The organism is Curtobacterium sp. MCSS17_005 (assembly GCF_003234225.2).
In the GTDB taxonomy this organism is placed as follows: Bacteria; Actinomycetota; Actinomycetes; order Actinomycetales; family Microbacteriaceae; genus Curtobacterium; species Curtobacterium flaccumfaciens.
Map to the genome: position 1 here is coordinate 100766 of NZ_CP126258.1, position 21749 is coordinate 122514.

The 21749-nt window shown below is 68.9% G+C and carries 19 protein-coding genes; 10 read left to right on the forward strand and 9 right to left on the reverse strand.

Annotated elements, in window-relative coordinates:
* The first annotated feature begins 37 nt into the window (after positions 1 to 37).
* A complete protein-coding gene (locus DEJ20_RS00475; protein WP_111234699.1) occupies positions 38 to 679 on the forward strand; it encodes a nucleoside/nucleotide kinase family protein in 642 nt (213 codons plus the stop codon).
* Between the two features lie 71 nt (positions 680 to 750).
* On the forward strand, positions 751 to 1584 hold the full coding sequence (locus tag DEJ20_RS00480; RefSeq protein WP_111234440.1) for an SDR family oxidoreductase: 834 nt from the start codon (positions 751 to 753) through the stop codon (positions 1582 to 1584).
* A gap of 113 nt (positions 1585 to 1697) precedes the next feature.
* Here the strand turns inward: DEJ20_RS00480 and DEJ20_RS00485 are convergent, their stop codons facing one another.
* The 4 genes from DEJ20_RS00485 to DEJ20_RS00500 form a co-directional block, all read right to left on the reverse strand.
* Complete coding sequence (locus DEJ20_RS00485) at positions 1698 to 2978, reverse strand: MFS transporter (protein ID WP_111234439.1); 1281 nt, start codon at positions 2976 to 2978, stop codon at positions 1698 to 1700.
* On the reverse strand, positions 2975 to 3661 hold the full coding sequence (locus DEJ20_RS00490; protein ID WP_111234438.1) for an HAD hydrolase-like protein: 687 nt from the start codon (positions 3659 to 3661) through the stop codon (positions 2975 to 2977). Before DEJ20_RS00490 ends, DEJ20_RS00485 begins: the two co-directional genes overlap by 4 nt.
* 101 nt (positions 3662 to 3762) lie before the next feature.
* On the reverse strand, positions 3763 to 4458 hold the full coding sequence (gene nucS, locus DEJ20_RS00495; protein ID WP_017887754.1) for an endonuclease NucS: 696 nt from the start codon (positions 4456 to 4458) through the stop codon (positions 3763 to 3765).
* A gap of 9 nt (positions 4459 to 4467) precedes the next feature.
* Positions 4468 to 5856, reverse strand: coding sequence for an MFS transporter (locus tag DEJ20_RS00500; RefSeq protein ID WP_258377076.1), 1389 nt, complete (start codon positions 5854 to 5856; stop codon positions 4468 to 4470).
* A gap of 115 nt (positions 5857 to 5971) precedes the next feature.
* Here DEJ20_RS00500 and DEJ20_RS00505 point away from each other — a divergent pair, with 115 nt between their 5' ends.
* Positions 5972 to 7096, forward strand: coding sequence for a substrate-binding domain-containing protein (locus DEJ20_RS00505; RefSeq protein WP_111234437.1), 1125 nt, complete (start codon positions 5972 to 5974; stop codon positions 7094 to 7096).
* Between the two features lie 144 nt (positions 7097 to 7240).
* On the opposite strand, the gene DEJ20_RS00510 is transcribed toward DEJ20_RS00505, so the two are convergent.
* Positions 7241 to 7999, reverse strand: a complete 759-nt coding sequence (locus DEJ20_RS00510) for a TRADD-N-associated membrane domain-containing protein (protein WP_111234436.1) — start codon at positions 7997 to 7999, stop codon at positions 7241 to 7243.
* Between the two features lie 298 nt (positions 8000 to 8297).
* On the opposite strand from DEJ20_RS00510, the gene DEJ20_RS00515 reads away from it, so the two are divergent.
* Together DEJ20_RS00515 and DEJ20_RS00520 are read left to right on the forward strand one after the other, a co-directional pair.
* Positions 8298 to 9950 (forward strand): ATP-dependent nuclease, encoded by a 1653-nt coding sequence (locus DEJ20_RS00515; protein ID WP_111095563.1) that lies wholly within the window; start codon positions 8298 to 8300, stop codon positions 9948 to 9950.
* Positions 9947 to 11644: a UvrD-helicase domain-containing protein gene (locus DEJ20_RS00520; protein ID WP_111234435.1), complete on the forward strand. Its 1698-nt coding sequence runs from the start codon at positions 9947 to 9949 to the stop codon at positions 11642 to 11644. The genes DEJ20_RS00515 and DEJ20_RS00520 overlap by 4 nt, the downstream gene beginning before the upstream one ends.
* 340 nt (positions 11645 to 11984) lie before the next feature.
* Here the strand turns inward: DEJ20_RS00520 and DEJ20_RS00525 are convergent, their stop codons facing one another.
* Positions 11985 to 13157, reverse strand: coding sequence for a lipopolysaccharide biosynthesis protein (locus DEJ20_RS00525; RefSeq protein WP_181431450.1), 1173 nt, complete (start codon positions 13155 to 13157; stop codon positions 11985 to 11987).
* A 50-nt stretch (positions 13158 to 13207) separates the two neighbouring features.
* The gene (locus DEJ20_RS00530) at positions 13208 to 14542 is read right to left on the reverse strand and encodes an MATE family efflux transporter (protein ID WP_258377075.1); all 1335 of its coding nucleotides are present in this window, start codon (positions 14540 to 14542) and stop codon (positions 13208 to 13210) included.
* A 136-nt stretch (positions 14543 to 14678) separates the two neighbouring features.
* On the opposite strand from DEJ20_RS00530, the gene DEJ20_RS00535 reads away from it, so the two are divergent.
* The 3 genes from DEJ20_RS00535 to DEJ20_RS00545 all read left to right on the forward strand — a co-directional run bounded on the left by DEJ20_RS00535 (position 14679) and on the right by DEJ20_RS00545 (position 16766).
* On the forward strand, positions 14679 to 15269 hold the full coding sequence (locus DEJ20_RS00535) for a hypothetical protein (protein WP_110893820.1): 591 nt from the start codon (positions 14679 to 14681) through the stop codon (positions 15267 to 15269).
* A gap of 85 nt (positions 15270 to 15354) precedes the next feature.
* On the forward strand, positions 15355 to 15762 hold the full coding sequence (locus DEJ20_RS00540) for a hypothetical protein (RefSeq protein WP_140448665.1): 408 nt from the start codon (positions 15355 to 15357) through the stop codon (positions 15760 to 15762).
* Between the two features lie 107 nt (positions 15763 to 15869).
* The gene (locus DEJ20_RS00545) at positions 15870 to 16766 is read left to right on the forward strand and encodes an exonuclease domain-containing protein (protein WP_111234432.1); all 897 of its coding nucleotides are present in this window, start codon (positions 15870 to 15872) and stop codon (positions 16764 to 16766) included.
* A gap of 186 nt (positions 16767 to 16952) precedes the next feature.
* Here the strand turns inward: DEJ20_RS00545 and DEJ20_RS00550 are convergent, their stop codons facing one another.
* Complete coding sequence (locus tag DEJ20_RS00550; protein WP_111234431.1) at positions 16953 to 18290, reverse strand: uracil-xanthine permease family protein; 1338 nt, start codon at positions 18288 to 18290, stop codon at positions 16953 to 16955.
* Positions 18291 to 18371: 81 nt separating this feature from the next.
* Between DEJ20_RS00550 and DEJ20_RS00555 the strand changes: the two genes are divergently transcribed.
* Complete coding sequence (locus DEJ20_RS00555; RefSeq protein ID WP_111234698.1) at positions 18372 to 20336, forward strand: M13 family metallopeptidase; 1965 nt, start codon at positions 18372 to 18374, stop codon at positions 20334 to 20336.
* Entirely contained in the window at positions 20336 to 21274 is a 939-nt protein-coding gene (locus DEJ20_RS00560) for a serine hydrolase (RefSeq protein ID WP_071248868.1), read from the forward strand. Before DEJ20_RS00555 ends, DEJ20_RS00560 begins: the two co-directional genes overlap by 1 nt.
* 37 nt (positions 21275 to 21311) lie before the next feature.
* Here the strand turns inward: DEJ20_RS00560 and DEJ20_RS00565 are convergent, their stop codons facing one another.
* A complete protein-coding gene (locus DEJ20_RS00565; RefSeq protein ID WP_111234697.1) occupies positions 21312 to 21731 on the reverse strand; it encodes a GNAT family N-acetyltransferase in 420 nt (139 codons plus the stop codon).
* Positions 21732 to 21749 lie beyond the last annotated feature (18 nt).

Sequence of the window (21749 nt, forward strand, 5' to 3'; positions counted from 1 at the left end):
GCGGCCCGGCGTCGGTGCGCTCTGCGAGGATGAAGCCGTGAGCGACTCCGGCACGACCGTCGACCAGGCCGTCGAGCGCGCCGTCGAACTGGCCCGTTCGAGCGAGCGCACGGTGCTCGGGATCGCCGGAGCACCGGGCGCCGGCAAGTCCACGCTCGCCCGCCGTATCGTCACCGCAGTCGACGAACGCCTCGGTGCAGGCACGGCGGTGCAGGTCCCGATGGACGGCTTCCACCTGTCGAACGCGGCGCTCGACGCCCTCGGCCGGCACGACCGCAAGGGCGCGGCGGACACCTTCGACGCCGACGGCTACGTCGCGCTCGTCCGCCGACTCGTCGCCGCCGACGAGGACGTGGTGTGGGCGCCGGACTTCGACCGTTGCGTGGACGAACCCGTCGCCGGCAGCATCGCGGTGCCCCGCGCCGCCCGACTCGTGGTGTCCGAGGGCAACTACCTGCTCGACGACACCGCACCGTGGTCGGCGCTGCCGACGCTCTTCACCGAGACCTGGTTCTGCGCCGTCGCCGACGACGTGCGGCTCGACCGCCTGGTCGGCCGGCACATGCGGCACGGCCGCGACCACGACGCTGCGCGCGCGTGGGCGGTGGAGGTGGACGGCGTGAACGCCGCGAGGGTCGCGCCCACGGTGATCCGGGCCTCCAGGACGGTGTGGACGTGACCACCGACGCGACGCGACGCGACGCGAAACCGACACCGAAACCGACACCGACACCGACACGAGGAGCGACCATGACCATCGCCATCACCGGAGCGACCGGCAACATCGGGGGCGCCGTGAGCGCGGCGCTCGCCGCGGACGCCGTGCCGTTCCGGATGCTCGTGCGCGATGCCTCGCGTGCGCCGGAGCTGCCCGGCACGGAGGTCGCCGTCGCGACCTTCGCCGACGCCGACGCGAGCCGAGTGGCGCTCGAGGGCGTCGAGGTGCTGCTCATGGTCTCGGCGGCAGAGGCCCAGGACCGCCTCGACCAGCACCGGGCGTTCGTCGCCGCGGCCGCCGACGCAGGCGTGCGGCACGTCGTCTACACGTCGTTCCTCGGCGCGGCTCCCGACGCGACCTTCACGCTCGGACGCGACCACTGGGCGACGGAGCAGGCGATCCGCGAGAGCGGGATGGCCTTCACGTCCCTGCGCGACAGCTTCTACCTGGACTTCGTCGAGGACCTGGTCGGTGAGGACGGCGTGATCCGCGGCCCGGCCGGCGACGGCGCCATGGCCGCGGTGGCCCGTGCCGACGTCGCCCGCGTCGCGACCGCGGTGCTGCACGACCCGGACGCGCACCGCGACCAGACGTACGAGCTGACCGGCCCCGAGGCGATCACCCTGGCCCAGGCGGCGGCGATCGTGTCCGAGGTCCGCGGCCGGACGGTCAGCTACCACCCGGAGACCCTCGACGAGGCGTACGCATCACGTGCGCAGTGGAACCCGGAGCCGTGGCAGGCCGACGCCTGGGTGAGCACCTACACGGCCATCGCCGAGGGGGCGCTCGCGCACGTGTCCGGCGACGTCGAGCGCATCACCGGGCGTCCGCCGATGTCCCTGCGCGAGGTGCTCGCCACGAGCTGACCCGGCGCCGTGCTTGGTGAGCAGGCCGTGCTTGGTGAGCAGAAGGTGTCGGGTCGGCCCCGGGCACCCGACCGTTCCTGCTCACGAAGCGGCGCACGTGCCGACGTCCTCGGTCAGGACACCCGTCGCGCGGCGAACGTCCCGACGACACCGAGGGTGAGCACCGCGACGAGCACGACGAGCAGCGGCGCCGTCCAGTTCCCCGTCGCACCGTGCAGGGCACCGGCGACGAGCGGCCCGGCCGACCCGAGCAGGTACCCGCCGCCCTGCACGAACGCGGACATCCGTCGGGCGTCGGCGTCGCTCGAGACGATCCGCACGATGACGATGAAGATCACGGTGATGCCACCGCCCTGGGCTGCGCCGCCGAGCACCGACCACAGCAACCAGAGCTGCGGGGCGAACAGCAGCCCGAGCGGCATCGCCAGCCACAGCGTGCCGACCAGGGCGATGATCGCCGCCGGACGCCACCGGGTCGCGAGCAGCGGGACACCGAGCGCCCCGACGACGGCCAGGATCTGGAACACCGACGAGCTCGCGCCCGACGACGCCTTCGAGAACCCGATCTCGTCGTGCAGCAGCGTCGGGATCCACGCGGTGAGGGCGTAGTACGAGAACGCCTGGCCACCGAACGCGAGCGTCAGGCCCCAGGTGATGAGCCGTCGTGCCGGTCGGATGGGCTCGGCGGCGGCGACCCGTGCGGCCTCAGCGGCACGGGCGGTCCGGATCGCCCCGGTGTCGAGCACCTGGTCGATCGGGCCCGTGACGGGCAGTGGTTCGTCCCGCTCGGAGGGCAGCGGGCGTCGCCATGCGGCGCGAGCACCGACCGCGTAGGTCCAGGCCGCGGCGGCGATGAGTGCGAAGACCGCCCAGATCGCGATGGCGACCGGCCACCCCCACAGGGCGGCCAGGGGAGCGGTGCCGAGCGACGTGATCATCGACCCGACGTTGAGCGCCGACGTGTACACGCCGGTGACCAGTCCGACGCGCTCCGGCGAGGTGTCCCGCCGGATGACCACCGGGATCACCACGTTGCCGATCGTGATGCCGATGCCGATGACCGCGGTGCCGATCAGCAGCGCCGCCGACGAGGGCATCGAGCGCACGACGGTGCCGGCGAGCACGATGACGAGCGACAGCGAGACCGCGCGCTCGGGGTCCGCCTTCGCGATGACCCAGCTGGCGAACGGCGTCGCGAGGGCGAAGCACAGCACCGGGATCGTCGTCAGCAGCCCGGCGATCGTCGCGGTCAGGCCGAGGTCGGCGCGGACGTCCCCGATGACCGGGGCGGTCGCGACGATCGGACCGCGGAAGTTCAGTGCGATGAGGACGATTGCCGCCGGCAGCAGCCAGGCGGCACCGCGGAGGCCCCGGCGTGCGACGTCGCCGCTCATGCGGACGGCGTCGCGGACGGCGTCGCGGACGGCAGCAGGATCGGCAGCAGGTCGAGCGGGGTGGCGGCGCGGGCGATGGTGCCCTCGGCCTCGTCGGGGGAGCCGTAGCCCCACTCGGCGAAGACGACCGGGACGCCGTGCACGGTGGCGCCCTCGACGTCGTGCTTCCGGTCGCCGATCAGCACCGGGCGGCTGGTGTCGAAGCCGTGGGCCTCGAGGCGTCGCAGTGCCTCTTCGACGACGTCGGCCTTGCTCGACCGCACCTCGTCGTCGCTCGCGCCCGTGATGATGTCGATGTCCCCGGTGAGCCCGTAGTGCTCGAGGATGTAGGTCGCCGGCGTCTCTGGCTTGCTCGTCGCCGTCGAGATCGGCAGCCCCGCCTGGTGCAGGGTGCGCAGCACGACGTCGATGTCCGGGAACATCTCGGAGTCGAGCGCCCCGTGCGAGAAGTAGTGCTCGCGGTAGACGGCGAGGGTGCGGTCGGCCAGTTCGTCGTCCATGCCCATCGCGCTCCGGAACGTGTCCATGATCGGCGGGCCCACGAACGACATCAGGGTGTCGTGGTCCGGCACCGGGACGCCGACGGTGCGGAAGGTGTGCGTCAGGCTCTCGAGGATGCCCGGCGCGGAGTCGCTGATGGTGCCGTCGAGGTCGAACAGGATGGCGGAGAACGGGCTGGTCATGTCCTGTCCACCCTAGCCGGGCCGTGGCGGCGACCATCCGGGATCCGTCGGCGGCGGGGCGGGGGTGCGCCGTGCCTCCAGGCCGGACGGCCCGACGCGGGTCAGAACAGGCGGGTGTGGCCGCCCTCGATGCCGCGCATCGCGTCGTAGTCGAGCACGAGGACGCGGATGCCGCGGTCCTCGGCGAGGGTGCGTGCCTGCGGTGCCACCGTCTGCGCCGCCAGCACGCCCTGCACCGGGCGCAGGTGCGGATCGCGGTTCATGAGCTCGAGGTACCGGGTGAGCTGCTCGACCGCGTCGATGTTGGCGTTGCGCTTCATCTCGACCGCGACGCTCGCCCCTGCGTCGTCGCGGGCCAGGATGTCGACCGGCCCGATCGCCGTCATGTACTCGCGGCGGACCAGGGTGTGGCCGTCACCGAGGAGCTCGATCTGCTCGGCCAGGAGCTGCTGCAGGTGCGCCTCGACCCCGTCCTTCACCAGGCCCGGGTCGACGCCCAGGTCGTGGGTCTCGTCGGACACCACCTCGTACAGGGAGACGATGAGCTTGTCCTGCGTCTTCTTCTGCGTCACCGTCCACACCTGCGTGATGCCGGCGACCGACTGCTCCTCGTCCGGCTCGGTGATCTCGATCGAGCAGGGCGGGCTCATCCAGTTCAGCGGCTTGTAGCTGCCGCCGTCGGAGTGCACGAGCAGGGAGCCGTCCGCCTTGAGCATGAGCAGGCGGGTCGCGAGCGGCAGGTGGGCTGAGAGCCGGCCCGCGTAGTCGACGGAGCACCGGGCGATGACGAGACGCACCCCGGAAGCCTAACCGGCGTCGTGGCTCCGGGCCGACGGCACGTCGGTGCGGGCACCGCCACCGTCGACGTCGTCGCTGCTGTCGCGGGCGCTGGCAGCGCTGGCTGCGCTGGCAGCGCTGGCTGCGCTGTCGGCCTGGAGGCGCGGCTCGCCTCCGCCGTCCACGTCGCCTGAACGGCGGGTCGGGCGGGCGGCGGCGCCGGTCTCACGAGCGGCACCCGACGCGAGTCCGGCCGCGATGATGAACACGAAGACGATCAGCAGCGCACCGAGCAGGCCGATCTCCTCGCCGAGGAACCCGATCAGGGGCGGTCCGGCCAGGAACGCCACGTAGCCGATCGTCGCGACGGCGCTGACCTTGGCGGCCGCGGTGCGGGGGTCGTCGGCCGCAGCGGACATGCCCATCGGGAAGCCGAGGCTGGCGCCGAGGCCCCAGAGCACGACGCCCACGATCGCGAGCGGCACGTTGTCGATGAAGATGAGCATGCCGAGGCCGACCACCGCGACGGCGGCGCTGATGCGCAGGATCGGCACGCGACCGAACTTGTCGATCAGCGGGCTGCCGGCGACGCGGCCGGCGGTCATCGCCGCGAGGAACACCGTCAGCACGGCGGCACCGCCGGCGTTGTCGAGCCCGTGGCCGTCGATCATCGCGAGGGGCAGCCAGTCGTTCGCGGACCCCTCGGCCAGCGCCATGCCGAGCACGATCACGCCGATGAGCAGCGTGGAGGGCTGTGCCCAGACCTGCCAGCGGGTGAGCGGGGTCGCGACCGGGCTGGTGTCGGTCGACACCGGCTGCTCGAAGCGGTGCTCGTCCTGGAACTTCGTGACCGCGACGAGCATGGCGGCGCTCGTGATGACCACGAGCACGATGAAGTGCCACGACACCGGGATCGCGAACCGCTCGGCCAGCGCACCGAGGCCTGCACCGGCGAGCGTGCCGAGGCTGAACGCGGCGTGGAACAGCGGCATGATCGTGCGCCCGCCGGCCTTCTCGGCGGCGGCGCCGGAGACGTTCATCGACACGTCGCACAGGCCGTTGCCGAAGCCGAACGCGATGAGCGCGATCCAGATGGCGGCGAAGCCCCACCCGAGCGTGACCGCGACCCCCGCGAAGATCATCCCGACCGCCAGGCACGCCGCAGCCACCTGCACGCCCCGACGGGCACCGAGCTTCGCGACGATGTGCCCGGCGAAGGTCAGACCGCCGATCGAGCCGACGGCCATGCCGAGCACGAGCAGGCCCATCTCGAACGTGCTCGCCCCGAGGGAGTCGCGGACGCTCGGGATCCGGCCCAGCCACGTCGCGATGTCGAGCCCGGACAGGGTGAACACCACGAACACCGCGATGATCCAGGCCTTGGTGGTCGGGACGGTGCGGGTGGACGGCGTCGTCATGGTGGTTCCCATCGTGCTGCGGCGCGCTCGGTGCTGCGCGTTCTGGTGCGTGTCGGTGCTGGTCTTGCGGCTGTCGAATCGATTCGACTGCTCGTTCCGGCTACGCTAACGGGCGATGGACGAACCGGCAACAGGACCCGGCGCGTCGCCTTCCCGCGGCGGCGTCACCCGTTCGTCGCGCCCGACGCTGGCAGCGGTCGCCCGTGCTGCCGGGGTCGCGCCGTCGACGGCCTCGCTCGCCTTCAGTGGTCTCGGCCCGGTGTCCGAGGACGCCAAGGCCCGCGTGCTCGCCGCTGCCGCCGACCTCGGTTACGGCGGCCCCGATCCCCGCGCTCGATCCCTGCGCCGCGGTCGTTCCGGTGTCATCGGCGTCGTGATGGACGAGCGTCTGAGTGACGCGTTCCGTGATCCGGTCAACGTCCTGACGCTCGACGGCATCGCCGAGGTCGCCGGCGCTGCCGGTGCCTCGCTGTTGCTCGTCCGGAGTCCGCTCGACGACGAGCAGGGTGCCGGCCCGTTGGTCGACGCCCCGATGGACGCCGTCGTGCTCGTCGGGTGCAACGTCCGGATCGACCCGGCCGTCGCGGTGCTGCGGCGTCGGCAGATCCCCGTCGTCGCGATCGAGGCGGACGAGATCGAGGGTGCCGTCCCCGTCCAGCTCGACAACCGCGATGCCTCACGCCGTGCTGCGGAGTACCTGCAGGGGCTCGGCCACCGGGACGTCACCGTCGTCACCCTGCCCCTCGATGCCGCGCGCCGCCGTGGACCGATCGACGTAGCCCGGCAGGCCGAGGGCATCGCCTTCACCACGCTGGAACGCCTGCGTGGTGTGCGCCAGGTCTACCCGGACGCCGTCGCGATCGAGACCGCCGGCAGCTCGGTGGAGGAGGGGCGTCTCGCCGGCACGGAGCTCTTCGCTCCGGACGGCCCCCGCCCCACCGCCGTCATCGCGCAGAGCGACCTGATCGCCGTCGGGGTGATCTCGGCCGCCCTCGATGCCGGACTCCGTGTCCCCGAGGACGTCAGCGTCGTCGGCTTCGACGGCATCACGGTCGACGACAGCCTGCTCCACCGCACCCCGATCCGGCACCTGACCACCCTGGTGCAGCCCTTCGTGCAGAAGGGCCAGGCCGCCGCACGTGCCGCCCTGGCCATGCTCGAGGGGGCGGAGCCACAGCCGGCGTCGTTCACGTCGGAGTTGCGGGTGGGGGACACGACGGGGCCGCCGCCTTCGCGCTGATCCCACGTCGTCCGAATCCCGCATACCGAGAACCCGTCGCGTGCTGAACAGGTTCCGTGCGGTCGAGCTGGAACAGCTCGTTCCGGCGGTGAGCCTGTCTGAGTCGTGTAGGTCTGCGTTCGCAACGGACCAGGCGGGGGCTCATCATCTGTCTGCTTGCGCGCTGGTCTGTTCGTCGATCGTGAAGTTCATTTTATCGATCACTTTCAAAATCGCTTTGGACCGTTCAGCAGGGGGCAGCGTCTCGATGAGGCGCTCGATGCCAAGAAGACGCGTGTTCTCCATCGGCTGCGCGAAGAATCTTCGCAACTGAGCGTTGGCCTGGGCCGAGGCTTTCATGAATGTAGCTCCCAGGTACGTGCTAAGCGCCCCGCCAATCACGCCTACTGATGCCGTGGTCACGGAGGCCGCGAACGATGGGGCGGTCGCAGCAAGAACCCCAAGGCCCAGGACGATTGCGAACCCTGCCCCAGCAGTGACCTGGGTGGAGACGAAGCTCCTCCTGGCCTGCTTGGTGACAATGCTGTGGTAGGTGTCGATCCGCTCCTGCGTGACCGGCCAGAGTGCTGCGAGTGAAAGATCCGTAGGTTCGGGACCAACCGATTCGAGCTTCGAGCTGCTTTGGGGGACACTGCCTCCTGGCTCACCCTCGGGGCGCTCTAGAAGCTCCGGTATCTCGATCGCCCGCCGCTTGGTCATGGCGATGGTTTCCGAGTTCCGAACCTGCCTGAGTCGCGCATCTAGCTCTTGAAGCTCCGACTTAGTGCTGCGAACCGAAAGCACTGCCCGAACCAAGCCCAGGACCCCGACCGCGGCCGCGACACACGCCAGTAGACCGCTCGTCGCACCGCCGAGCGAGCCAAGAACGTCGTTTACCTGACTCGCACTCATGACCGGCTCCACAGCTAGACCTTACGGGTAGCGCAGATCACCTGATTACATCGCGAGCGGACATCGTCCCCGCATGGCTGTTCGTGGCGCCGGCGCTCGCGCTCGGCGGCGCCGCTGCCAGCGCTGCGGGGTCAGGTCCCTCAGGCGGGAGGGGCGCTGGCGCGGCAGAGCTTCCCAACACGAGACCCTCCTTTGCGCGAGATAACGGTCGTGTCCTTCACGTCCAGTGCTCGAGAGCATGCGACCATACGCAGGAAGTGAAGGACCGTCAGCAACGACTCGGTCCCCCTATCCGAGATCGAGGAGCACCGTGCGCCTGTCGCGCATCACCATCAAGAACTACTCGCGCGTCGCCGACCTCGACGTTCCTGTTGGGAACCATCTTGTCGTTGTCGGAGCCAACGACGTCGGGAAGACATCCATTCTGCGTGCACTAAATCTGGCGCTCGGTGCGGCTGCCCAGTTGTACCAGTCGCTATCGGTGCAGGACCTCGCGGATGCGGAGCAACCGATGATTGTCAGCGCTCATTTCGTAGCATTTAGCGAGGCAGAGCGCGCGGTCTTCTATCGAGAAATTGACATCGACGCCACGAGCAAAGCGGAAGCGCTCGAGGTCAGACTCGAAGTCCGGGTGGACCCCGACGACCCCGAATCGATTCTGATCACGAGGTGGAGCCCCGGACGTGGCGAGGTGCGGCCCATCACGCGGGAGCAGCTAGCCGCGATCGGATGGCGATATCTGCCAGCCGCCCGTCAGGCCTCCGCAGCTCAGTTGGAGAGCCCTGCGGGGGCGGTAAAGACGTTGCTGCGCGCACTCGAGCCCGAGCTCGGCGACGAGAAGTCGGCGCTTGGAGAGATTCTCAGTTCGTTCAATTCGATGCTGGCGACGAGCGTTCCCTTGGGTGAGCTGCTCTCCGGGGTGGCTGAGAGGCTGTCTGATGCAATGCCGCGAACCATTGCGTCGGAGGACCTCGCTGTACGCACTGTCGCGGACCCAACCGACTCGGTACTCGACGGAGTGTCACTGTTCACCCGTTCGGAATCCGGATTTTCCCCGATATCCGAGCAATCCGACGGTATCCGCCAACTTATAGCCATGACACTGTTCGACTTGGCCGAGGGCGCAGCGAACGTTATCGCGATTGACGAACCGGAAATCCACCTCCATCCATCTAGCCAGCGGACGGTAGCGGACTTGCTTGCCTCGGACCGAAACCAGAAGGTCATCGTCACCCATTCGCCCTACATCGTCCAAAAGTTCGACCCGACGGAAGTCATCGCCGTCGATCCGAACGGGGAGTCGCACTACCTCGATCCGACTCGAACGAGGATCGAAGAACGCGTCCAAGCGCACTGGTGGTCGCCTCGGATGCTCGAAGCACTCACAGCGCGGTTCGTCATCGCGGTCGAGGGGGTCGCGGACCGCCTAATTGTCGAAGCTGCAGCTCGTGCCCTCGGGATCTCACTGGATCGCATCGGGGCGACGGTGTTCGAGCTGGGAGGTGCTGAGAACTTCCCGGTCGTTCACAAGCTGCTCGGCCCATCGGGCTTCGGGATCGATGTCCTGGGCCTGGTCGATGACGCTGAAAAGGGGAAATGGGTCGGTGCGGTCGGCGGTCGTCCGCGCGACGTCCTTGAGCGCACGGTGTTCGTCTCGAAGGCCGACCTCGAAGATGAGTATTGCCGGGCCCTCGGCGCGGAGGCGATGACCGCTCGGCTCATTGACGCGGGAGTGGCCCGGGATGTGCAGACGCTTCTAGCCGCGTGCGGGGTTGCCGACGATGCGGCGTTGACACCGAGCAGCATCGCGAAGTACTGCCGGACGAGTGGTGGACAACCTCGAATCAATCGAAAGGTTCCTGCTGCTTTGGCCGTGGCCAAGCGTCTGAATCGGGATGAGGTCTCGCGGATGGACAGCGTGAACGCGCTACTCGCAGAGCTTGCAAGACGAGCCGTCGAATGATAAAGCGGAACGAGGCCTTCGAACGGGCAGTTCGATGCGACAGACGCAATCTACTCGTGATCGCACCGCCAGGCTGCGGGAAGACCGAGTTACTCGCCCACCGTGCGCATCGAAATGTCGCAGATCTCGAGGCGGGACGTCAAATTCTCGCGCTGACGTTCTCAAACAAAGCCAAGGCGAATCTCAACGGGCGACTTATCGAAATCCTCGGAGTCGAGCGAAAGCGACGCTTCGTCGTTGTGCACAACTTCCATGGACATAGTGCAGAGATCATCCGCTGCCATGGACGCACGCTCGGCATCCCGATCGACTTCGACCCTCCGAACGACCGGACCCAGGACGATGTTGTTGACGTCTACCTCGAGGGGCTTACCGAGCGTGAGGCGAACGACGTCCGGGCTCGGATCAATGGGGAGCTCGGCGAAGCAAAACGCGGGCCGTACAGCGACGCCGAAGTCCTCGAACGACTTCGAGACGGAGGCGATGAGCGAAGCTTGCTCGTGGAAGAGCATCGGCAACGATCGGGCCAGCTGTTCTACGACGACCTGCTGCGTCACGCTCAACGACTGCTCCGGGTGCCGCAGGTCGCGCGTATGTATCGAACACACTTCCAAACGGTGATGGTTGACGAGTTCCAAGACCTTTCGCCACAGCAACTCGACCTGGTGCTCCGTTCCGCTGACTGCAACCGCACGATTGTCGGAGACCCACTGCAGGGCATCTACAGCTGGGCAGGTGCGCGGCCCGTCGAAAACGAGCGGTTGCTCCGTCGGATCAGCGGCGAACCGCTAACCCTCGGAACCTCCTATCGCTCTTCCCCAAACGTGCTCGGACTCCTCGGTGCTGTGGCGTCCGAGGTCGGCGGTAGAACTCTCGTACCTGTAGATCCCGAACACTGGTTCGAAGGTGGCGTTGCGGCCGGGTTCATGTTCGGCACCGGGTCCGATGAAGCCGAGTTTGTCCGGTCGGCTTCCGCAGAAATTCAGCGTCTTGCGCCTGAGACCACAATCGGCGTGATCTGCAGGTCGGGCTGGCGGCGGAAACCCGTCGATGCGGCCTTTGCGTCGTCGGACACGCCAGTGACCAGGTGGGACCTCGCGATTGACGATCCGGCTGTGGTCAAACGAATCCACGATGCTGTTGCTCGCATCGGAGCTAACGCGAGCATGGAGCAACTGCGCACACACTTGCTCGAAAGTGTCAACATCGCTGACTCAGAGACAATCGCAGACATCACCGAGGTGCTAACGCAGGTCGACGAACTTGTCGCGGAATCCGGGTCCCTCGGAGCCGCACTTGCGCGGCTACGAGCCCTCGAGGATGCCACGGACGCTATCTCTCCTGGGATCCATCTGCTGAACGCACATTTGGGGAAAGGCCAACAATTCGACTGGGTCTTCGTGCCTGGATTCGACGAAGGAAACATGCCAAGCTTCCTCGCGCAGCGACCCGCCGACCTGGCCGAGGAACTGCGGATCCTCCTCGTAGTCATTTCGCGAGCACGCCACGGCGTCATCGTCACAGGCGCACGTTCCTTCATCTCGAAAGCCCGTCGTCCCTACGATGTCAAACCGAGCCGCTGGACAACGCTGCTTCGCGGCGCGATGTCGCATACCAGCAGCGACGATGTTTTGGAACACGTTCGACGGATGTACAAGCGGACTGACATCCACGCCGACACTGATGCGCCATGAGTTCCCTTTCGGGGCCATATCACCTCAGGGTCGTCTCCTTCGTTCGGTTGAGTCGACGAACGGTCGCGTCATTCAGCACGAGATGATGAAGTGCTTTGTCGCCCTCTAGCTCCTCCGCGGTTCGTACGTCTTGGCCACATGGTCGCTGGTTCGCGCTGATGTTCAGTTCCCAGGCGGGTAAGGCGACGCCTGCTCACTGGCCAGTCGTTTTCGGTGGTCCTATTCAAACGTCAGGCTCCTGCATCCTGATCAGCGCATTCTCGGGTACCTGGTCGAGAACGACTCTCTTTCCGGGGCGCCAAACGTCACACCGCGCACACGCCGCCCGTGCGCGTCGCGGTCAGCGCCGCCGCACCCCGACCCCCACCACCGCAACGAGATTTACCGCACTCCCCACCAAGAACCCCGTGGTTCCACCCGCGACACCTGCGACGGGTCCGAGCACCGCCATGAGCCCAGCGCCGACGACGAACCCGGCGACCGAGGCCAGTGCGACCTGGCGTGAGCGTCCAGCGGCGAGCAGCAACGCCGCCGGCACGAGTCCAACGGTGAACACCCACACCGCGACCATCAGGTACCGCAGGTCGGCGACGGCAGCGGCACCCTCGGCGGGGTAGACGATCGGCAGGAACCACCCGGCGAGCAGGGCGACCAGGCCGAAGACGACGGCGGATGCCGCAGCGAACCCGACGACGAGCAGCAGTGCCCCACGAGAGCGCAACGATCCACCATCGGTCCGGTGCGCGAACGCCGGCACGAGCACCTGCCCCAACGCCTGCCCGAGCATCGACGCCGGTGTCGCCAGGGTGAAGGCGGCGGCGTAGACACCGGCGTCGTGCGGCGACGACGTCACCTGCGCCGAGATCATCGTCAACTGCAGCAACCCGTTCGAGGTCACCACCGCCAGCACGTTCCACGCTGCGAACCCGAGCACCCCGGTAGCGGGTTCACGCGAAGCTGGCGCGAAGCCGTTGCCCCGCGGCCAGCACGCGATCGCGAACACCGTGTACCCGATGGCCAGGGGCAGCAGCACGAAGGGCTCGAGCCGCGCGACGCACTCCACCACGAGCAACGCGAGCGCCAGCACGCTCGTCAACGAGTCCCACAGGGCGACCCGCGGCGCCCGGTCGTAGCCGAGCTGCGCACCGCGGGCGTAGCAGTAGAGGCCGTAGCCGACGACGACCGCGGCACCACCGAGCACCATGCCGGGGCCGTTGCCCCAGGCCAGTGCGATCGGCACGGTGACCGCCGCGAGCACCGCGCTCGACACCAGCATGGACACCCCGAGCAGCCGGTTCACCGCGGCGTCGGAGCGGCGGCCCCGCAGCGCGATCGCCAGGAACCGTGAGGCGGTGTTGCCTGCGGCGTTCGGCCAGAGCAGCGCGACGAACACCGAGAGCGACAGCAGCGCCGTGGTCTGTCCGAGGGTCTCGGTGCCGAACACCCGCCCGACGACGACGGTCACGAGCAGCTTCGCGACACCCTGCACCCCGATGCCGACCGTGGCGAGCACGGCCGACGAAGCCACCGAAGACGACGGCGCCGCAGAAGCAGGAGGCCCGCTCACCGCGCCAGCGCCTGTTCCACCCAGCCGCGCCGGTGCGCCCGCACCCCGAGCGTCACCGCCCGGACCCCGATGTAGCCGAGGGCGAAGGCGGCCCACAACCCCGCGAGCGTCCCGCCTGCCCACCAGAGCAGCGGCAGGTACACGACGAGGTTCACGCCTCCGGCGATGGCCAGGTACCGCGCGTCCCCGGCACCGATCAGCACTCCGTCGAGCACGAAGACGTACCCGGCGACGGGCATCCCGACGGCGATGAGCACCAGCACGACGGGCAGGGCGTCCCGCACCGCCTGCGAGTCCGAGAACACCGGCCCGAGCACGCCGCTCACCGCCAGGGTCAGCACCCCGAGCAGCACACCGCCGGCGATCCCGAGCAGCACGAGCCGTCGCGTCACCAGTCCCACCCGCTCCGGGTCACGTCCGCCGAGTCCGTGTCCGACGAGCGCCTGCCCGGCGATCGCCAGGGCGTCGAGCGCGAACGCCAGCGTCGAGAAGACGGTCAGCCCGACCTGCGTCGTCGCCAGCCCGGTGGTCCCCAGCCCGGCAGCGGCCCCGACGGTCGCGAGCATCGCGATCCGCAGCGACGCGGTCCGCAGGAACAGCCAGGCCCCCGACCGCAGGGCCCGGGCGACGCCCGAGGCGCCGGGTCGCAGCGGCGCCCCTGACGACCGAGCGGCCCGCACCGCGATGCGCACGTAGACGACGGCCATCGCCCACTGCACGATGACGGTGCCGGCGGCGGATCCCTCGACGCCCCAGCCGGCACCGTAGATCAGGACTGCGTTGAGCAGCCCGTTCGCGACGAACCCGATGGTCGCGACGACGAGCGGGGTCTTCGTGTCCTGCAGCCCACGCAGCAGCCCGGTCGAGGCGGTCACGACCAGGATGCCGGGCAGCCCGATCAGGGAGATGGTCAGGTACGCGGTCGCGGCGGCCGACACCTCGGCCGAGGCGCCGAACAGGTCGACGAGCGGCCCGGCGAGCGGCCACCCGACCAGCGCCAGCACCACCCCCAGCACGAGCGCGAGCCACATCCCGTCGATGCCGGCGTGCACGGCTCCGCGACGGTCGCCACCACCGAGCGCCCGTGCCACGGCCGGGGTCGTCGAGTACGCCAGGAACACCAGCAGCCCGGTCACCGTCGACAGCACGGCACTCGCGAGCCCGACGGCCGCCAGCGGCGTCGCCCCGAGGTGCCCGACGAGCGCGGTGTCGGTCAGCAGGAACAGCGGCTCGACCACGAGCGCTCCGAGCGCAGGCACCGCCAGCCGCACGATGTCGCGGTCGACCGCGCGCCGCTCAGCGGTCACAGCGGGTCGCGTCAGTCGGTGCACCGACCCATTCTGTCGGCGATGCCGAGTGCGCGCGTTTCGTGGCCCGGCCCGGGTCCCCAGGCGCTTGGAAAGTGAGAATCCCTAACATGCCGCCGTGCGTTGTCGATAGGCACATCCACATCGAAGGGAAGCACTGATGGCCGACAACAAGATGACGAAGTCCGCTGGGGAACACTGGGTGTGTTCGATGCTCGCTCGGCAGGGTTGGGGTGCCGCGCTGACGCGCGATGGGCTCGCACGGACGGACATCCTCGCCGTGCACACCGAGGACCTCTCGCGCCCCGCGATCGAGGTGCAGGTCAAAGCGGCTCGAGCAGCCTCCAATGTGAACTACCCACTCGGCTTGAACTCGCAGCAGACGGCGCGCTCGGATCGAGAGTGGTTCGTCTTCGTGAGCCTGCCGGAACAGTCCGACTACGTCTCGGCGCCCCGTTCGTTCATCGTTCCCCGAGACCACGTTGCGGCTGCAGCCTTCATCGCGCATGAAGATTGGCGAACGGACCCCGACGCGGTTCCGGGAACCCGGAACGCGGGTGTCGACAAGTCTCGCGTGCACATCAGCGTGTGGAGCGGGTACGAGGCCCGGTGGGACCTGCTCGCCCAGCCGACCGCTGCTGTGCCGGTCATGTTGCCCGCGCGGTTCGAAGACCTCGCCTTCGGCGATCGCGTCGGACTCCCAGAGGGGCACCCTTGGCTCTTGAACCGTCCAGTTTGGGCGGACGCCTGATTCCGTCGGCGCACCTTTCGGAAGCATCGCCGCACCGATCGGGGCCAGGTCCGTCGTCGGACGGTTCGCTTGATACGTTCGCCACATGGAGAGCGTTCGACATGCTGAGCTGATCGCAGAACTCGAGGCGTCTCGTGCCGAGGAATGGGGTCAGCGGGCTCTGCTCGCATGCCTCCGAAAACTCCGTGACGGCGGCCCAACCGAGGCGGCAAGCGTCGTCGTGCACGACGCCTGGGCCACGGCTGACGAGTTCCGCGTCGTCTACGACTCCCCGTGGCAAGGTCCTCGCGTCGGGATCATCCGCGACCGGTGGACGACGATCGACCGCACGGACGCCTACGCAACCGGCGACCAGTCGACTCCAGAGGAGTTCGGACAGGAGGTCGCGGACTTCAACATCGGCGAACCACTTGGCGCTTACCTCGACATCCTCGATTTCGACGCCGCTGGCCTGGGCTGGTGGGGCCACATCCCGTTGCGCAGCCAACCCTGATCATTCTGCACTCGCTCGACTGTCGGTGACGCTCGAGCGATCACCGGACACTCCAGTCGAGGGGCAGATGGAGCGAAGAACGAGCCGTTCTCACCTAAGCTGCCGGCATGACGCTGAGCTTCGTTGCCCTCGACTTCGAAACGGCCAACTTCGACCGTGCATCGGTTTGTGCCGTTGGCCTCACCACGGTCATCGACGGGGCTGTCCAGTCCACGACGTCCTGGTACGTCGAACCGCCCACTGGGCTGGACTTCACCAACACGTACCTCCACGGCATCGGGCCGGACGACGTCGACGGCGCCCCGACATGGTCCGAGACCCTTGAGCAGCTGCGCACCGTGACGAACGGGCTTCCCGTCGTCGCCTACAGTCCCTTCGACAAGGGCGTCTACAACGCGGCCAACTCGCTCACAGGAGCACCCGACCCGCAACTGAACTTCCTCGATGCGCTCGCCGTGGTCCGGCACCACTGCAAACTGCCCAGTCACCGTCTTCCGCTGGTCGTCGAACACTTTGCTCTACCTGACTTCCATCACCACGAAGCCGGCGCTGACTCGCTCGCCTGCGCGCTGATCATCCTGCGCATCGCTGAGGAGCAGCACATCGAGAGTGTCGACGAACTCTGGGCTGCCGTGCCAATCCGGTCGAAGGGCACCAACCGAGCTGGCCGTGTGTACCAGCGAAAGGCCGACCTTCCTCAACCGGCCGTCGAGGCTGACCCGGCCCACCCCCTGTTCGGAGAGGTGGTGTGCTTCTCTGGCGACCTCGACAGTTACACCCGCACCGAGGCGCAGACGCTCGTCGCTTCGTTCGGAGCCGTCGTCTCGGGCAACGTGACCAAGAAGACCACGTTGGTCGTGATGGGCGGCTTCGACTCCGCAACGCTCCGCCCCGGAACCTCCCTCAGCGGGAAGGTCCAACGAGCGAAGGACCTCGCCGCCACGGGCCAGACCATCGAAATCGTCACGGAGCAGACGTTCCTCGAGATCGTCGCCGTCGCGTAGCCCGAGCTCCGGCGAACTTCCGGGAGATGGGATCGAGCAAGTTCCCGGTCTGGGTGATCAGAACCCGGTTCCCGATCGCGGCGCGCGCCGGGACGGACTGGAGGCCCGTGGCGGCACCGCCACGGGCCTCCAGTCCGGTGGTCCCACGTCGTCAGGCCGGACGCGCGTTCCAGCCGACCACTCGCGTCAGTCGGCGCGTGGTTCCGCGGGAACAGCGCCGGTGGCGGCGTGTGCGGGGTCGGCGACCTCGGTCGATGGTTCGTCGGTGCCGCGGGCCCGGCCGATGACGTCCATCACGTGGTAGACGACGATCGCTGCGATGGTGCCGACGATGATGCCGCCGAAGCTCGCCTGGCCGAAGCGGAACGTGAAGTCGGCGATCCCGATGATCAGGGCGATGCCGGCCGTCAGCTGGTTCTTCGGCTTCGAGAAGTCGACGCGGTTCTCGACCCAGATCCGGATGCCGATGACGCCGATCAGGCCGTACAGCGCGGTGGTGGCGCCACCGAGCACGCCGGCCGGCACCGAGGAGATGACGGCACCGATCTTCGGCGACAGGCCGAGCAGGACGGCCGCGATGGCGGCGACCCAGTAGGCGGCGGTGGAGAAGACGCGGGTGGCGGCCATGACGCCGATGTTCTCGCCGTAGGTGGTGGTGGCGGAGCCGCCGCCGACACCGGCAAGGACGGTCGAGACGCCGTCGGCGAAGAGCGCGCGACCGGTGAGCGGCGTGAGGTCACGGCCGGTCAGCTGCCCGACGCCCTTGACGTGGCCGACGTTCTCGGCGACCAGTGCCAGGACGACCGGCACGAACGCCAGGTAGATCGCGAGCTGCGAGGGGTCGAACGCGGGAGCGGTGAACTCCGGCAGGCCGATCCACGGTGCTGCGTCGACCTTCGAGAAGTCGACCTGGCCGCCGATGAGCGCCGCGATGTAGCCGACGAGCACACCGATGACGATCGACAGCCGGCCGATCAGGCCCTTGAACAGCACGGTGACCAGGATGATCGCCGCCAGGGTGATGAGCGCGATGACCGGGGCCGCCGTGAAGTTGTCGCGGGCCGCCGGAGCCAGGTTGAAGCCGATCAGGGCGACGATCGCGCCGGAGACCACCGGGGGCATCAGCCGGTCGATCCACCCGGCGCCGGCCAGGTGCACGACGAGCCCGACGATCGCGAGCAGGGCACCGACGACGATGATGCCGGACAGGGCGAGCGGGATGCCACCGATCTTGGTCGCCGCACCGATCGGGGCGATGAACGCGAACGACGAGCCGAGGTAGCTCGGCAGGCGGTTGCCCGTGATGAGCAGGAACAGGATCGTGCCGATACCGCTGAACAGCAGCGTCGTCGACGGCGGGAACCCGGTCAGCAGCGGCACCAGGAACGTGGCGCCGAACATCGCGACGACGTGCTGCACCCCGAGGCCGATCGTCCGGGGCCAGGTGAGCCGTTCGTCGGGTGCCACGATCGTCGTCGCGGAGACGGTCTTGCCGTCTCCGTGCAGCTTCCACGGAAGTCCCATGCGATGACCGTACCGGCAGCCGTGTGCCGGTGACGACCCGGATCGACCTGCCCCATGGGGTCGGTGGCTATCGTGGACCGCATGACCGACGTCGCACGTGCCTCCGGCATCCACACTGACGAACTCGACCCCGCGGTGCGCCCCCAGGACGACCTGTACCGCCACGTGAACGGGACCTGGATCGAGGCGACGCCGATCCCCGACGACAAGGCCCGGTACGGCTCCTTCACGGTGCTGGCCGAAGCCGCCGAGATCGCCGTGCGCGACATCATCGAACGCTCGCAGCAGGCCGCCCCCGGCACCGAGGAGCGCAAGGTCGGTGACCTCTTCACCTCGTTCACCGACGAAGCCCGGCTCGAGGAGCTCGGCACCGCACCGATCGAGCACCTGCTCGCCGAGATCACCGAGATCCAGTCCACGCGCGAGGTCATCGCCGCCGTCGGCCGTTTCGAGCGCCTCGGTCTGCCGAGCTTCCTGCAGCTCTTCGTCGACAACGACCCGGGCGACCCCGAGTCCTACGTCGTGTTCCTGGAGCAGTCCGGCCTCGGGCTGCCCGACGAGTCGTACTACCGCGAAGAGCGCTTCGCCGACATCCGCGAGAAGTACCGCGAGTTCGTCGCGGCGATGTTCCCGCTCGCCGGCCTCGACGACGGAGGCGCCCGCACCGAGCACGTCATCGCGCTCGAGACGGCGCTCGCCGCCCAGCACTGGGACAACGTCACGACGCGCGACAGCCAGAAGACCTACAACAAGCTGCCCTGGGCCGAGGTCGCCGCGCTCGCGAAGGGCGTCGACCTGCAGACCTGGTGGCAGGCCATCGACGCCCCGGCCGGTGCGTTCGAGACCGTCGTGGTGCGCGAGCCCTCGTTCATCACCGGCCTGGCCGACCTGCTGAACGACCAGCCGCTCGAGGTCTGGAAGGACTGGCTGCGCTGGCAGGTCATCCGTGGTTCCGCCGCGTACCTGACGAGCGCGTTCTCGGCCACGAACTTCTCGTTCTACGGCACCGCACTGACCGGTGCGCCCAAGCAGCGCGAGCGCTGGAAGCGTGGCGTCTCGCTGGTCGAGGGCGCGATGGGCGAGGCCGTCGGCCGCATCTACGTGCAGGAGCACTTCGACGAGACCTCGAAGGCCAAGATGGACGACCTCGTCGCCAACCTGGTCGAGGCGTACCGGCAGAGCATCACGGCGCTCGACTGGATGACCGACGAGACCCGTGCCCGTGCGCTCGACAAGCTCGACAAGTTCACGCCGAAGATCGGCTACCCGGTGAAGTGGCGCGACTACTCGGCGCTGCCCGTCCTCGCCGACGACCTGGTCGCGAACGTCCGCGCCGTCGCCTCGTTCCAGGTCGACCGCGAGCTCGGCAAGATCGGCAAGCCGATCGACCGCGACGAGTGGTTCATGACCCCGCAGACGATCAACGCGTACTACAACCCCGGCTTCAACGAGATCGTGTTCCCGGCCGCCATCCTGCAGTTCCCGTTCTTCGACGCAGACCGCGACGCCGCCGCGAACTACGGCGCGATCGGTGCCGTCATCGGGCACGAGATCGGCCACGGCTTCGACGACCAGGGGTCGCAGTACGACGGCGACGGCAAGCTCGAGAACTGGTGGACCGAGGCCGACCGCGCGGCGTTCGAGGAACGCACGAAGGCCCTCATCGCCCAGTACGACGCCCTGGTGCCGACCGAGGTACCCGACAGCCACGTGAACGGTGCCCTGACGATCGGCGAGAACATCGGTGACCTCGGTGGCCTGTCGATCGCGTGGAAGGCGTACCTGCTGTCGCTCGACGGCCAGGAGCCCCCGGTCGTCGACGGCCTCACGGGTGCCGAGCGCTTCTTCCTGAGCTGGGCCCAGGCCTGGCGCATGGCGATCCGCCCGGAAGAGGCGGCTCGTCTGCTGAGCATCGACCCGCACTCGCCCAACGAGTTCCGCTGCAACCAGGTCGTGCGGAACATCGACGTCTGGTACGACACCTTCGGCGTGACCGAGCAGGACGCGATGTACCTCGACCCCGCCGAGCGCGTCGCGATCTGGTGATGACGGAGCCGGACGCGGCCCGGTCGTCGCGCCGCCGGCGACCGGACGACCGCCCAGCAGGTGGCGGCCGCGGTCGTGGGCGGCACAGCGGCCGGTCCGACGACCGCTTCACCGCCACCACCGAGGCCCTCGGTGCCCTCGCGCTCGAGGGTGCCGGGGTCAGCGCCTCGGTGATCGACACCTCCAGCGGCAAGGCCCTGCTGGCGATCGACGACACCCTGGTGCAGCCGGTCGCGAGCCTGGGCCGCGTCCTGCTGCTCATCGAGGTCGCCGCCCAGCTCGAGGACGGCCGCCTGCACGGTGACCGCCTGCAGCGCATGGCCCGCGACACCGCGACCGGTGCCGGCCTGTGGCAGTTCCTGCAGGAGCCGACCATGCAGGTGCCCGACCTGGCGACCCTGGTCGGGGCCACCGCCGACGCCTGGGCCATGAACGCACTGCTGTCGACCGTGGGCATCGACGCCGTCCGGGAGCGTGCGGAGTCCCTGGGCATCGAGCGCACGGCGTTGATCGACCGCGTGCGGGACCGCCGCGGCCCGGATGACGCCCCCGACGCCTCCGTCGCACCGACCGGGGAGCTGTCGTGGGTGATGCGCGGACTGGCGCTCGGCGAGGTCGTCGACGAGGCGGTGTCGAACCGGGTGCTCGGCTGGTTGTCCCTGGCGAGCGACCTGAACCTGGTCGCCGGTTCCTTCGGGCTCGACCCCCTGGCGCACCGGGCGCTCGACCACGGGCTGCAGGTCGTCGCGGTCACCGGGTCGAGCACCGGCGTGCGGGCCGAGGCGGGGATCCTGCGGGGGCCCGGGTCGTCGGTCAGCTACGCCGTGACGGTGACCTTCGACGACGCCTCGTTGCAGCGGCGGTTGGCGGTCGTCGAGGCGCTGCGGACCATGGGCACCGAGGTGCTCGAGGCCGTACACGCCCCGGCTCGTCGCTGACGGCGCACGCCGCTCGATGCTCGCCGCTCGCCGTCGCTCAGCGCAGGAGCACGAAGGAGCGCAGCGGCTGCGGTTCGACGTCGTGGGCCTCCACGAACCCACGTGACTCGTAGAACGCCCGCTGCCCCGGCTCCGCGTCGGTGAGCAGGACCGTCTGGCGAACGTCGGCGTACCGCTGCAGGACGGCGTCGAGGAGTGCGCCGCCGATGCCGGACCGGTGCGCGGACGGCAGGACGAGGACGTCCTGCACGTACACGATCGTCACGCCGTCGGAGACCGTGCGGACCAGGCCGAGCAGGTGCCCGTCGTCGTCGCGGGAGGTCAGCACGGTGTGGGAGCCGGCGATCGCCGCCGTGAGGGCTGCGGGGTCCTGCGTGTACGCGGTCCACCCGACGGCGTCGTACAGCGCCACCAGCTCGTCGGTGCCCGGTCGTTCGTCGCTGATCGTGGTGGTCACGGTGCCCATCGTGCCCGA